Genomic DNA, 13915 nt, shown 5'->3' on the forward strand with positions numbered 1-13915 from the left:
TTAAAATTAATATTGCTCTTTTTTTAAAAAAGTTTATACCTCATGAAGCTAACCATTTTATCTAAAGTTTATAAAGATAAAAAAGCAACTTTGCATAAAAATTGAGGAATCTGAATGTTATTGATTTAGAATCCACTTCATTGAATATCCCTTCCATACTATAGTAATTATCGAAGATATTATTTTGCTTTTCCTTTGATCGCCATATTTTCAACATATTTTTGACAAGATACTGAAAAATTTTTATTCTTTCTCTCAAAAATCCTTTGCCAATTGCGAAAACCAAATGAAAAGGCTCAAATAACAACTGCACTAATAACATTTTCTTTCGATTTTGTGCATGTTCTAAACACATCATTAATCGATTGCGTTCATGATAAAAGTATTTGAATTTACCTAATTTATATCCTTCATCATTTTTCAGATGGAGTAATCTTATTGAATTGTCCACATATTGCATGCAATCTATCATTGATGCTCGTATTGAAAAATCGATATCCTCGTGATACATGAAATATTCTTCATCAAATCCATGCAGTCTTTGAAATAATTGCTTTTCTATCAAGAAGCAACATCCTGAGGTAATCATCGTTCTGCGGATTTTACTTGTTTTAGAGTAATCTGGATTTGAAAACCCTAAGAAATTGATTGTTCTTCTCGAAAACTCTAAAATCCCTGTAGGATTGCAAATTCTTGGACCAATAATTATTTTTTCCGTTCTTTTTTCTCTTTTTAATCGCAAATATGTATTAAACAACTTTTCGATGAAATTAGGGGATATTTCAACATCTGGATTTATAATTATTACATAATCACCATTTGCTTTTTCTACTGCTATATTATATCCAATGGAAAATCCTAAATTCTCTTCAAATCCATAAATACGTATCTTTTCTGTATTGAGCTTATTCTCAGTTAAATAGGATTGAATGTTTAGTATCGGATCTTTTTTGCTCCACACCAAAACGATCTCATAATTATTATATAATTGTGTGGTTAAAGTTTGCATGCATTTAATGAAATTATTGTCTTGATAAAATCCTACTACTACAAAGGATATTAGTGGTTCATTTTTCATGCTCTATTATCATAATCCTTCTCAAATAATAAAATTATAAGTTTTTCTTTTCCTAATTAAAATTGATTTTTCAATGAAATTCAATAGAGCAAATTCTCTGATAAGAGAAAAGTGAATTTTGAGTATGAAATTAGTTAAAATGCTTAAATTTTTATTACATTCCAAAGGATTTAAGAAGAGAAAAAAAACTCTTATAATAATTCACAAAATGAGAAAAAATTAAAAAACAATAATTTTACATAAATTATAGGAAATCATAAAAGGGCAAATCATGAAAACTTTAAAAAAGAATCTTCCTATTGCAATAATTTCAATTATCTTCCTTTCCATGGCTATTTTCTGGATGGGAAAGAGCGATAATTTAGAAAATAATTCAATTAAAATTAATCCTGCTGAGTTAAAAGATAAATCTCCCAATTTCATTCAAGAAATTCATTCTTCCATTTCAATTCAAGGAAATGATCAATTGGAAATTTTTATTGCAAATAACGGTTTAAATGGGGAGGGTTCAGCTTCATCACCATATATCATTGAAAATTATATAATTGATGCTACTTCATCTCACGGTATTTCTATACAGAATATAACTAAGAATTTAATCATAAGAGAATGCGATATTCAAGATGGTTTTGACAACGGTAAATTTGGAATTTATTTAAGCAATTCAAGTAATATCTTAATTCATGACAATCATTTTACCAGCAATTATTATGCCGTGATGCTATTCAAGTCTACTATCATCAATATTACAAACAATGTGATTTCACAAGCGGGAATTTATTTTAATGATTCTAATGAATGTTCTCTCTCTTATAATGAATTTAATCGCGCGAATTCTGCAACTGGGGGTGTTTGGTTACAAAATTCGGACAATAATTTAATTCAATTTAATGAAATTAAAGATTTAGAGTATCGTAAAGGCATATGTCTTTTTGATTCTCATTACAATATACTTAATGCAAATAAAATAAGCAATATCTATATGGAACACGCGATTGATATCAGAAGATCTCATTCTAATATCATAACTTCAAATCAAATTAATAAATCTGTATGGATTAGTGCTATATATTTGCATGAATCACAAAAAGCACATATAGAGAATAATTATATCTACGAAAATGGTGGAATGGGAATTTTACTCTATTATTCTGATTTCTTCAATATAACAGGAAACATCATACGGTTCAATCTTGATTCTGGGATTTGTGTTGATCATACAATGGAAAGTTCCCTAACATTTAACTTAGTTACTGATAACGATGGTTTTGGGATTCATTTACTCTCCTTTATAAATCTTTTTCTTGAAGGTAATGAAGGAATCATCGGGTACGGTGATGATATACCTCCTGAAACAGATCCCATAATTACAAGTGATTCATCCACTATTACACCTCCATCTACTTCTACTTCTTCATCTAACACTTCGTCTTCATCTATTTCTCAATCTATTGAAGAAAGTCGTCCCTCATGGGTTGAACTATTTCTAATATTCACTACATTTTTTGTGATTTTCATTTTAATTTCACTTGTTTCATCCAAAAAAGACCAAAGCAACGAAAATCTGAATAATCAAGAAGTGGAAGAATTAGAATATTCCCTAGATAAAACAGTGGAGAATAATAATATGGAAAATTGGGAAATAGAGTCTATTTTTAATGATAATGTCTCTGATTCGCCTATAATAGAAGAGCTAGAACCGAGAAATAGGATCGAAACCAAATTATTATCACCGGAACTTGATATCAAAGCAAATATTCAACCTCAAATTTCCTCTGATCATGAAATCCATATCTCGACTCAAAAGCATCTATTGGGGAATTTTAAAGATATTTTAAATGAAAAAAGAAAAATAGAAATTCCAATCCTAGCGTCTTTATTAAATATTAGTGAAAAAGAATTATTGCTAAATCTTGTTTCATGGAGTCGAATCATCCCCTTTAAAATAGAAAATGGCATTATTGAAATGGAAATTCTCTCCAATTTCATTGGGCTACTTGATAAACAATTTCAGGATTGGACTAAAAAAGGACCTAATGATAAGAAAATGGAAAAGTGATGTGTTCTTTTTATTATGGAATTAGTTTAAATCCTTAAATTTTTATTGCATTCCAAAGGACTTCAGATGAGAAAAAAATATTCGCCTATACTAAATTCACAAAATGTGAAAAAATTAAAATAAAAGAATTCTCTGCAAAATTGAAGAATCTGAAAAAAATGGACTTGGATTAAAAAAGAAATCCTACGAAATATTGATATATACTTGGTGGAACGAGTTAGAACAAGACCAATTCCCAGATAAATGCATTGGTTTTTTGTTGGACAATCAAGACGATTAAAGATAAGATGAAAAAAAAGAAAAATATCTCTAATGAAGGATAATCTGAAAGATTGGTGTAAAGCTTTTTTAATCAAGGGATGCAAAATGCAAGGGATCACAGGAAACTAAATCAAGAATATGTAGAAGCTCTCAATTCATGAAGCCTTAAATTTATGATATTTTTAAAAAGAAAAATAATAAGCCTCACAATGAAGCTAAGAAAAACGGAAAACTCTAAACTTTTAAAATGCACTCAATTATTCAACTTATTAGAAAATTATCTAGTTATTTAAAATTAGAAAACAACTTTCCAATGTTCTAAAATTATTTAAGAGTAATGAAAATGAAAAAAAGAAATAATATTGATAAAAATCCTTATGAAAACCCCATTCTAATTAACTTATTTGCGAAATATGATACTTTATGGGAACTATGCCCAAAAAAAGTAATGAGATTCCTTGAAAAAAAAATAAAACCATATGTAAAAAGAAATATTCAATATTTAGGTGAATTTGGTTATGAGTTGATTGCAGTTATTCCTTTTGCTTACTGGTTACATTTAAATGGAAAACTTCTTTCGACAAGAAGTGCAAAGGATACAAAATGTTTGTACTATTTCTCAAAGTATCATGTAGAAATAAATAAAAAGAGGAAGTTTATCAAAGTTTCAAATTTTCCTCTGAAAGATATCCATATTCCTTCAATAAATACAAGTAAATGGTGTCCTCCCCCATATAAAAAAATTTATAGAAATTCTAAATTCCTTTGGGGAAAACCAATTTGTGTAATTTGCAATAAATTTACGGAAGAATGGGGCGGGAAACCTATCAATTTTTTATCTATTGAAATTTTGAAAGAAATATTTGATTTATTGAAATCAAAATATCAAATTATATACAATCGCCCTTTAAGCAAAAATATTGTTGCAGATGATCAAAAAGAAATAAGTTTTCCCGATATGCAATTAATAGAAGAAAAATATCCAGATATTCAAACTATACAAGATTTGGCAATTAATAATGAAGATTTATCATTCAACGTTCTTCAAATGATGCTTTATGCAAATTGCGATCATTTTATTTCCGTTCAAGGCGGAAGCTCTGTATTTTCAAGCTTTTTTGGAGGTAAAAACATCATTTTTGCAAAAGAAGGAGGAGAATTGAGGCATAATTCATTTAAGTGGTACAATAAATTTTCAGGATCAACCATTTTCCATTTGAACGATTATTCAAAACTAATTGAAACACTAAAACGAGAGTATTTAAATGAATGATATATTGATTGTAGGTGCAGGTTTCACAGGTTCAGTTTTAGCAGAAAGAATTAGTTCAAAACTGAATAAAAAATTACTTCTAATTGATAGAAGAGATCATGTTGGAGGAAATAGTTTTGATTATTATAATGATAATGGTGTTTTAATTCATAAATATGGTCCCCATTACTTTAGGACTAATTCTGATAAGGTTTTTCAATATCTTTCCCAATTTACTAAATGGAGACATGTAGAATATAGGGTACGGACTTCAGTTGATGGAAATCTATATCCAATTCCAATAAATCGGGATACAATTAATCAATTTTTTAAGATTCATTTGAAAAACGAGCAACAAACTAAAGAATACCTAAATAGTATTAGAGTAGAAATTGAAAAACCAAAAAATTCCGAAGAAATTGTTATTTCAAAAGTTGGAAAAGAAATTTATGAAAAATTTTTCAAAAATTATACATTCAAACAATGGAATTTATATCCAAAGGATTTAGATCCAGAAGTGTGTGCAAGAATTCCGATTAGAATAAATACAGATGATAGGTATTTTACTGATGAAATTCAAGCTATGCCTGTTGATGGCTATCATTCTCTCTTTAATCGAATGTTGAAAAATCCTAAAATAACTGTTAAATTGAATACAGATTTTAAAGAAATCAAAAATTTAGATGATTTTAAACTTATAATATTTACTGGCTGCATTGATGAATTCTTTAATTTCAAATTTGGCCGATTACCATATCGTTCCTTAAGATTTGAAATAGAAAATCATCAGCAAGAATTTTATCAAAATTGGAGTCAAATTAATTATCCTAATGATTTCGATTATACCCGAATTGTCGAGATAAAGCATGTGACTGGTCAAAAAATTCCTAATACTACAATTGTGAAAGAATATCCAGAAGCCGAAGGTGATCCTTTTTATCCAATTCCTCGTAAGCAAAATCATGAAATATATAAAAAATATGAGGATGAAGCCAAATCTCTTAAAAAAATAATTTTTGTAGGAAGATTAGCCCAATACAAATATCTAAATATGGATCAAGTTGTTGCAAATAGTTTAGAATTATTCGAAAAAATTCTTTTGAAAAAAGAAATCTTGGGTAAGGGAAGTTAATTTAAGAATGGTTTTGCCAGTCAAAAACATCTTGAATGATATTTAACATATTCTTTTTAGCTTTCCAGTCAAGCAATTTTTCTGCTTTGTCGGGATTAGCAACAAGAATTGCAGGATCTCCAAGTCTTTCTTTGCAAAAATTTATTCTAATATTCTTCTTTGAAACCTCTTCAATAATTCTTATGATTTCTAAAATACTATTTCCTTTACCAGTTCCCAAATTGAAATAATTTGACTTTTTTGTTTTTTTAAGATATTCAAGCGCTTTCAAGTGCCCTTCTGCGAGATCTAAAACATGAATATAATCACGTATGCACGTTCCATCTTTAGTAGAATAAGAATTACCAAATACATTGATTTCCTTAGTTTTTTCGAATACTACATCAAAAATTAGCGGGATTAAATGGGTTTCTGGATCATGTAATTCTCCGATTCCATATGCTGCTCCTGCTGCATTAAAATATCTCATTGAAATTGATTTGATTCCATAAATTTGATCATACCAGTGAAGATATCTCTCAAATATTAACTTACTTTCTCCATATGGATTAATGGGTTTTTTTACAGATTCTTCATCTATTGGTAGATATTCAGGTTGTCCATAAATCGCGCATGATGATGAAAAAACAATTTTGTTGCATGAATGTTTTCTCATTGATTCCAGCAAATTTAATCCACCATTTACATTATTATTGAAGTATAAACTTGGGTTTTTCATGCTTTCTCCAACATAAGCATAAGCCGCAAAATGTAAAACAGATTCAATTTCATTCTTAATGAAAACTTCTTCTATTGCATCTACATTGAGAAGATCTCCCTTAATAATTTGAATTCCTTCTGGGAGTGATTCTCGATGACCATATTTTAAATTATCAAAAACAATTAACTGATCAAGTGAGTAACCATTTTTAAGAAAGTAATGAATTGTATGGCTACCGATATATCCCGCACCGCCTGTAAAAAGTATTTTCTTCATTTTACAATCCTTTTTTTTTTTAAAAATAATGAATTATTAAATATTTGAGAAATTAAGAAGTTGATTAATTTTTGCAGTTTCTTCAGTTCAAAAGTAATAAATACTCGAATATTTCTCTTTTCTGTGATTGTCAGTTAAATCAAAGTTCTATTTTGTACTGATTATCTTTATACTAAGAAGAATGTTTTTTATTAATCAATTTTTGAATCTCATTAATTCGCTTTTCATAACTCCTTGAAATTGCTTCAAAACTGTGATATTTTTTAATATCTTCTTGTGCTTTGATTTGTAATTTATTTCTATAATTTTTATCATAAAACAATTTCCTCATGTAAGAAGTTGCTTCAGATAAGTCTGGATCTGCCCAAACCATCCCTTGTTTATAGTGGAGGTATTCTCCCTTCTTTAATTCAATTAGTTTGTAAGGAACCAAACAAGAATTATCTGCATTCATAAAATCAACATTGCCGGAATAATTGGTGCCAATGACATTTTTTCCCATATACATGGCTTCCGCTAATCCCAATCCAAACCCTTCGGACCGATGGAGTGATACATAAACATCGCAAGAGTTGATTAGGCCGAGCATTTTCTCACGTTCCAAAACTTCATCAATGGTATATATATTATTAGCATTAAAACTGTTAATAAATTCATTAAAATCTATTTCTTGTTTTAAATCATTTTTAATTTTTTGGAGTTTTATTACCAAACCAACTTTTTCTGAATCATTGTCTGAAAAAGCATTTTTGAAACACTGAATCACTGCTTCTGGATTTTTTCTAGTTATATATGAGGACATATCGAAGCTAAAGAGAAATAGAAATTTATTTTTAGGCAGATTAAAATCTTTTCTGGATATATGATGGGGAATTTGGAATTCCACCGGAATTGGCATATGGAATACGGGAAGATTCGTACTGTGTTTCATTGTGTCATAAATAAATTTGGAGGGCGCCCAAACTTCATCGAGATACTTAAACTGTTTTGTAAAAATTTTTGGTAAAGTTGATAATTCCCAATAGCCGTACCCAATATTATATTGAGATTTAATAATTTCGTTTAATCTTCTTGTCATGTAAAGCCAAACTTGGGTTCCATTCATACAAAAAAGATTGATATTGTATTTATTTTCCTTTGAAATAAAATTTTTAACTTCATTATTTGAATGTGAATGTTGAATCGCTAGATCTGATTCATTAACACAAAAATTTACTGTTAATTTTGTAAATGCATTAGTTACTAATCGAATATGTTGCCCAATTCCAAAATCTCCATTTGGAAATCCGATTAGATTAACACCATCATTCTTTTTTAGATTTTTAAATCGTTTCAATAAATTATAGAAATTAACCAAGAAGAATACGTAAATCAGATAAAAAAATTCCTTAATTTTCATAAAGTAATTATTTGTTGCCTAAATTTTAATTTTATGGTATATAGGAAGCTTTACAGCATAATCCTCATTAATTTTAGATGTAAAGATGTATAAATGAATTATTTTCAGTTTTACTTGTTCAAAAAAACTCGAATAGTAATATCAATTTGAAGTAAAAGTCTTCCTTTTCTTTACAATTCAATCTTAATATTTTTACAGTATATCTTTAATATTTTTAATAAGATTGCATTTTCTTGCTCTAAATCAATGAATTTTTCCATATATTTTGTTGCATTAGATGCAATTTTTTTACATTTCTTATCGTTAGACACGCACCATTTATATATTTCTTCCAGATTATCTAATTTATCATTTAATGGAACATAATGAACATACGGTTTCAATTTTCCTTCCATCAACCAACTTTCTACAGAAGGTTTTGGCATTAAAACAAGGGAATTAGAATATAGCCCCCATTTCAAATTTGTTGCAACATCATTTCCTTCAATGCTAATAATATATTTATACTGAAGCTGTTCTTTAATAGACATAAATCCTTTAACATTTTTGCTCAGATGTTGTTGTTCTTGGCATATTTCATTAAATCCTATATTAAAAACAAGATAATTGTCACATTTTTTTTTAAGAAAAGAACTAAAATATGAAATTAATTTCAATGGGATCATTCGGCTTATACAAGCAATTATTCGATTTAATTTAAAAAAACTTTTTTTTAAGAGTCTGAATTTGTCAGATATAAAATATTTGTCCATATAGGTCCTAACTAAACGATATCTTGGATTATTTTCACCATATCCTGTTGTAATTCCTCGCCAAACAATTCTGCTACTTTTTTCATCCCATGAAACATCATTTTGGTTTATATCATCAAAAAAAAGCCAATGTCGAAAAATATTAAGTTTGAAAACAATTGAATTATCTTTCATTTTATCGGGTGATGATGAAAGGGTTCTATATTTCATTATCACAGGTAAATCTGGAAAATGAGATGAAATATCTCCAAATTGAACAATAAATTTATTGTTTTTGTTCGGAATTGACAGTAAGTTCAAAATTCTTTGAAAATCTTTGATATAAGGAATACTGTGATATTTTTTAAAAATATGATCATTGTATAGGACAGTTAAATCGTTCCAATGTGGTAAAGTTTCTGAAAATTTTTCAACCTGTCTGCGATCAATAACAAGGTCTGTATTCCACCATTTTCCCATATAATATTGAACTCTTTCATCAATATTCATAATAAATTGAATTATAGAATAAATAATAAATTTTTGAAATCAATTGACATTTGTTTCAAAAAAATATTATTATTTGAATATTTCAGATTACTTGATGTTAATAAAATCTATGAAAAATTTCTTGTATACGTATTTTTATTATAAACCCTACAGTTATTTGAAATATTACTATTACAAATTAAAAAAAAATCGAAGAAATGATAAGAAACTATTAGGGGTTAACATAGTTGGTCTTCCAAAAGGAGATTTTGGAATGGGGGAACATATTCGATTAGTTTCTCATTCATTTGAAAAAACTAACCTGAATTTCATAGTAAATGATACGAAACTTGAGTATAATAATCCTAATAATAATAATAATATAGATTATTTAATATCTCATGAAAATCTATATGATATAAATTTAATTTGCCTTAATGCACCTCGATTAATAACGTATATAACAATCACAGTAAACGATTTCGTAAAAACTCAATATAATATTGGGTACGGTTATTGGGAACTTCCAATATTGCCAAAAAAATACCTCAAGCAATTTAAGTATCTCGATGAGGTTTGGGCCCCCTCCAAATTTATTTATGATACAATGAAACAAAGTACGGATCTTCCCGTGTATCATATGCCAATTCCCGTGGAATTCGATATTCCTCATCATATTTCCAGAAAAGATTTTAATCTGCCTGAAAATAAATTTCTATTTCTCTTTAGCTTCGATATGGGTTCCAGTGTGATTAGAAAAAATCCCGAAGCTGTAATCCAGTCATTTAAAAAAGCTTTTAATAATAAAAACATCAATGATGTCGGTTTGATAATCAAATTTCAAAGAATGAAGGGTATTAAAAGATTTGATGAATCCTATCACAGTCTCATGCTTCATACAAATGCACCTAATATATATATTGTTGATGAATTATTGGATCGCGAAAAAATGTTAGGTTTAATTAATTGTTGCGATGTATATATATCGTTACATCGTTCAGAAGGGTTTGGTTTGGGATTAGCGGAAGCCATGTATATGGGAAAAAATGTCATTGGCACCAATTATTCCGGCAATGTTGATTTTATGAATGCAGATAATTCTTGTTTGGTTCCTTACAAACTAATTCCAGTGGAAAAAAATCAATATCCCTATGTTGAAAAAGGATCAGTATGGGCTGAACCAGAACTGGATGCGGCTGCAAAATTTATGCTTAAATTATACAATGATAAAGACTTTAGGGAAAAACAAGCTAAAAACGCATTTGATCATATGCGAAAGTTCTACAGTTTCAATGCAATTGGCAAGAAATATGAAGAACGTATAGTTAAGATAAAAAATAATGGATAAATGTTATTTCATAGTGTCTAAATAATGCTTAATTCCAAGAGAAGGATCTTCTTCAAACATTGTTAAATGTCCGTGATCCATGACTCCAACTTTAGTTGCTAATTTTTTGACCATATTCATGTCATGGGTCACCAATATTATTGCAGAACGTTCCTTATATCTATTAATTGCTTGATAACATTTTGCGCGAAATTTTTCATCACCTACTGCTAAAACCTCGTCTATTAGTAAAATATCTGGTTCCATTTGGTATGATATGGCAAAACCTAATCGAATATACATCCCGGAAGAGTAATGTTTAACTGGTGTGTCGATGAAATCCCCAATGTCCGCAAATTCAATGATTTCATTATATTTTGCATCAATTGTTTTTTTCGACATTCCAAGTATTGCTCCGTTCACATAAATATTTTCACTTCCTGTTAAATCTGGGTGGAATCCTGCGCCTACTCCGATCAAAGCACCCATTTCACCTCTGTATTTAATGGTTCCTTTATCGGGGGTGTAGATTCCATTCAATATTTGAAGAAGTGTTGTTTTCCCTGATCCATTATGACCAATAAGTGCCAATGTTTCTCCCTTTTTAAGTTGGAAAGATACATTGCTTACAGACCAAAATTCATCTTTTCTCAATTTCTCAGAATGTGTTTTTAATCCAAAGATTTTCCTCAATACATCTTTCATTGTATAAACCATCGATTTGGAAAGTGTTTTACAAAATTTCTTTGAAACATTATTTACTTGAAATACAACATTTTCATCCATTTATAATATCTCCTTTATCCGTTTCTCAGTAACATGGAAAGCCGTTAATAAAATCCAAAAACAAACAATAGAAAATACAACGGTGATAAAATATTCCGTAGTAAGTGATGATGAAGAAAATAATATTAAATCCCTTGGGAATGAAATCAAATAATAGACTGGGTTAATAGTTGATAAAAATTTAATTATACCTGTTTCAGGCACAATATAAAGGACTGGGGTAATTAACATTAAAAAGGGAAGAATTGCAGTAAGTATTGATGCAACATCGTGCGCAATTGTATTAAAAATTGCAAATATTAGTCCAAAACCCGTTGAAAGAAATATGATCGGAATTATAAAAACAATTGATGCCAAAAGAGCAACTATATTTGGTACATAGCCATAAATTAATAGCAATATGACAACTAAGAGAGTTTGAGTGAAGAAAGTGATGACAGAATATCCAATTGATGAGAAAACTATAGGTTTTAACGAGAAATTTATTTTTTTAATCATTCCCCCCGTACTAATGATGGAATATGTACATGCCATTATTGATGAGGAGAATAATTGCCAGTAAGCCATTCCCAAAGTGGCATAAATCGGATAAGGGACTTCACTTACTCCAGAAATGAATATTCCAGATTCATTCAAAAAAACAAATGTTAAAACATTCAAAATTGGAAATATAAATGCCCATAAAAACCCTAGAAAGGATTGTTTATGAATAGAAAGGAAATTTCTTTTAATAAATTGAGCAGTAAGCCATTTATTTTTTTTTAAATCATCAATTATTTCCTTTTGTGTTTCAAAAATGCTTAAATGAGTCAGATCTTTCGGTTTAATTACAGTTATATTACCTTTATCCTCCATATATTAACCCTAAATTATTTATAAAAGAAAAATTTTTCTTTATTCCTTTTACTTTTTTAATATCTAAATTGGAAATAAACCATTTTCATAAATTTAATTGATTCAATCATTAATCATTGGAGTAATCAATAATTGATCATTGAATTGGTAAGATTTTTTTCTTGGTTTTTCGAGAACGTTATCTTCTAGATTTTCATTAAATGATTGTTCTTACATGCGTTTCAAAAAACCAAATTCACCGGTAGATCATATAAAACTTGAAAGAAAAAAGTTAAGAAAGAAATTACGTTCTTTCTTTTATATGAAGTTAAAAGATTTTAAGAATCTCATATACACATTTGGTTATTATTATCCGTATCGTTTCTTTACTATTAAAATTCCAGTTCAATTTCATGAATTTAAAAAGAGATTAAAAAAAAAAAAAAATGAGTTTGGTGTTAATATTATTGGTTATCCAAAAGGCGATTTTGGAATAGGACAACACATGAGACTTGTGACTCAAGCATTTATAAGAAGTAATTTGCAATTTTCAGTTATAAATTCCATTTTACCCGGCCAAACTCACACTGATAATACATTAACTTCTTTTATTACAGATAGAGGTAAATACTCCATTAATTTATTTTGTATGAATGCTCCACAATTAGTCGAATTACGAACAAACATAAAAAACGATATTCACACATCCCAGTATAATATTGGTTATGGCTATTGGGAATTGTCAATTTTCCCAAGATCTTTTAGAAAACAATTTAAATATCTTGATGAAATATGGGCACCTTCAAAATTTATTTATAATGCAATTAAAAAAACTACAAATAAACCTGTATACTATATGCCTATTCCTGTAGATTTTTCAATTCCCAGTCAAATTTCTCGAAAAACCTTCAATTTACCTGCAGATAAATTTCTCTTTATTTTTAGCTTTGATATGTCATCATATATTGATAGAAAAAATCCTAGTGCAATCATTAGATGCTTTATTGAAGCATTTGATGAAAAAAATTCTGAGAACGTAGGGTTAGTTATTAAGTGTCATCGTTTAAAGGGAAATTTAGACCAAGAAAATGCATTAAATAATCTCATTTCGCAACGAAAAAATAATATTTATATTATTGATGAATTATTAGACCGCGAAAATATGCTCGGCCTAATCAATTGTTGTGATGTGTATGTATCACTCCATCGGTCCGAAGGGTTTGGATTGGGATTAGCGGAAGCTATGTTCATGGGAAAAAATGTAATTGGAACCAATTACTCAGGGAATTGTGATTTTATGAAAGATGATAATTCATGTTTAGTTCCATATACTTTGATTCCTGTCGAAAAGGGGCAATATCCCTATTCCGATAAAAATTCTGTTTGGGCTGAACCTGATTTGGATGTAGCAATAAAATATATGCAATTACTATACAATGATGTCATTTATAGAAAGAAATTGTCAAAGAATGCTCAAGAGTATATTAAGAAATATCATAGTTTCGCAGCAATTGCAAAGAAATATGAACTGCATATTAATCAAACCAAATCAAAACTTAAAGAAAAAATACAAAAGTCTTAATTTAATTAT

Annotated in this window: 11 protein-coding genes; 5 read left to right on the plus strand and 6 right to left on the minus strand. The window is 28.5% G+C overall.

Annotated features, from left to right (window positions below; all coding sequences use genetic code 11):
* Window positions 1-61: 61 nt before the first annotated feature.
* Window positions 62-1078, minus strand: a complete 1017-nt coding sequence (locus tag NEF87_RS21385) for a glycosyltransferase family 2 protein (RefSeq protein WP_457917423.1) — start codon at window positions 1076-1078, stop codon at window positions 62-64.
* A 271-nt stretch (window positions 1079-1349) separates the two neighbouring features.
* Here NEF87_RS21385 and NEF87_RS21390 point away from each other — a divergent pair, with 271 nt between their 5' ends.
* The 3 genes from NEF87_RS21390 (at window position 1350) to glf (ending at window position 5782) form a co-directional block, all read left to right on the plus strand.
* A complete protein-coding gene (locus tag NEF87_RS21390) occupies window positions 1350-3137 on the plus strand; it encodes a right-handed parallel beta-helix repeat-containing protein (RefSeq protein ID WP_457917424.1) in 1788 nt (595 codons plus the stop codon).
* Window positions 3138-3741: 604 nt separating this feature from the next.
* A complete protein-coding gene (locus tag NEF87_RS21395; RefSeq protein WP_457917425.1) occupies window positions 3742-4671 on the plus strand; it encodes a hypothetical protein in 930 nt (309 codons plus the stop codon).
* Window positions 4664-5782, plus strand: a complete 1119-nt coding sequence (gene glf, locus NEF87_RS21400) for a UDP-galactopyranose mutase (RefSeq protein WP_457917426.1) — start codon at window positions 4664-4666, stop codon at window positions 5780-5782. Before NEF87_RS21395 ends, glf begins: the two co-directional genes overlap by 8 nt.
* 1 nt (window position 5783) lies before the next feature.
* On the opposite strand, the gene galE is transcribed toward glf, so the two are convergent.
* From galE to NEF87_RS21415, 3 genes are all read right to left on the minus strand, one after another.
* Entirely contained in the window at window positions 5784-6758 is a 975-nt protein-coding gene (gene galE, locus NEF87_RS21405; protein ID WP_457917427.1) for a UDP-glucose 4-epimerase GalE, read from the minus strand.
* A 172-nt stretch (window positions 6759-6930) separates the two neighbouring features.
* Window positions 6931-8157, minus strand: coding sequence for a glycosyltransferase (locus tag NEF87_RS21410; protein WP_457917428.1), 1227 nt, complete (start codon window positions 8155-8157; stop codon window positions 6931-6933).
* 170 nt (window positions 8158-8327) lie between these two features.
* Window positions 8328-9398, minus strand: coding sequence for a glycosyl transferase family 90 (locus NEF87_RS21415; RefSeq protein ID WP_457917429.1), 1071 nt, complete (start codon window positions 9396-9398; stop codon window positions 8328-8330).
* Window positions 9399-9492: 94 nt separating this feature from the next.
* Here NEF87_RS21415 and NEF87_RS21420 point away from each other — a divergent pair, with 94 nt between their 5' ends.
* Window positions 9493-10725: a glycosyltransferase family 4 protein gene (locus tag NEF87_RS21420; protein WP_457917430.1), complete on the plus strand. Its 1233-nt coding sequence runs from the start codon at window positions 9493-9495 to the stop codon at window positions 10723-10725.
* Window positions 10726-10728: 3 nt separating this feature from the next.
* Here NEF87_RS21420 and NEF87_RS21425 read toward each other — a convergent pair whose 3' ends face one another.
* Window positions 10729-11490: an ABC transporter ATP-binding protein gene (locus tag NEF87_RS21425; protein ID WP_457917431.1), complete on the minus strand. Its 762-nt coding sequence runs from the start codon at window positions 11488-11490 to the stop codon at window positions 10729-10731.
* Entirely contained in the window at window positions 11491-12345 is an 855-nt protein-coding gene (locus NEF87_RS21430) for an ABC transporter permease (protein ID WP_457917432.1), read from the minus strand.
* A 301-nt stretch (window positions 12346-12646) separates the two neighbouring features.
* Between NEF87_RS21430 and NEF87_RS21435 the strand changes: the two genes are divergently transcribed.
* Complete coding sequence (locus tag NEF87_RS21435; protein WP_457917433.1) at window positions 12647-13906, plus strand: glycosyltransferase family 4 protein; 1260 nt, start codon at window positions 12647-12649, stop codon at window positions 13904-13906.
* Window positions 13907-13915 lie beyond the last annotated feature (9 nt).

Origin of the sequence: Candidatus Lokiarchaeum ossiferum (assembly GCA_025839675.1) — an archaeon.
In the GTDB taxonomy this organism is placed as follows: domain Archaea; phylum Asgardarchaeota; class Lokiarchaeia; order Sigyniarchaeales; family Promethearchaeaceae; genus Lokiarchaeum; species Lokiarchaeum ossiferum.

Excerpts from the sequence above, each read along its gene's own strand:
- NEF87_RS21385 (WP_457917423.1), bottom strand. The coding sequence starts at position 1,078 with ATGAAAAATGAACCACTAATATCCTTTGTAGTAGTAGGATTTTATCAA.
- NEF87_RS21390 (WP_457917424.1), top strand. The coding sequence starts at position 1,350 with ATGAAAACTTTAAAAAAGAATCTTCCTATTGCAATAATTTCAATTATC.
- NEF87_RS21395 (WP_457917425.1), top strand. The coding sequence starts at position 3,742 with ATGAAAAAAAGAAATAATATTGATAAAAATCCTTATGAAAACCCCATT.
- glf (WP_457917426.1), top strand. The coding sequence starts at position 4,664 with ATGAATGATATATTGATTGTAGGTGCAGGTTTCACAGGTTCAGTTTTA.
- galE (WP_457917427.1), bottom strand. The coding sequence starts at position 6,758 with ATGAAGAAAATACTTTTTACAGGCGGTGCGGGATATATCGGTAGCCAT.
- NEF87_RS21410 (WP_457917428.1), bottom strand. The coding sequence starts at position 8,157 with ATGAAAATTAAGGAATTTTTTTATCTGATTTACGTATTCTTCTTGGTT.
- NEF87_RS21415 (WP_457917429.1), bottom strand. The coding sequence starts at position 9,398 with ATGAATATTGATGAAAGAGTTCAATATTATATGGGAAAATGGTGGAAT.
- NEF87_RS21420 (WP_457917430.1), top strand. The coding sequence starts at position 9,493 with ATGTTAATAAAATCTATGAAAAATTTCTTGTATACGTATTTTTATTAT.
- NEF87_RS21425 (WP_457917431.1), bottom strand. The coding sequence starts at position 11,490 with ATGGATGAAAATGTTGTATTTCAAGTAAATAATGTTTCAAAGAAATTT.
- NEF87_RS21430 (WP_457917432.1), bottom strand. The coding sequence starts at position 12,345 with ATGGAGGATAAAGGTAATATAACTGTAATTAAACCGAAAGATCTGACT.
- NEF87_RS21435 (WP_457917433.1), top strand. The coding sequence starts at position 12,647 with ATGAAGTTAAAAGATTTTAAGAATCTCATATACACATTTGGTTATTAT.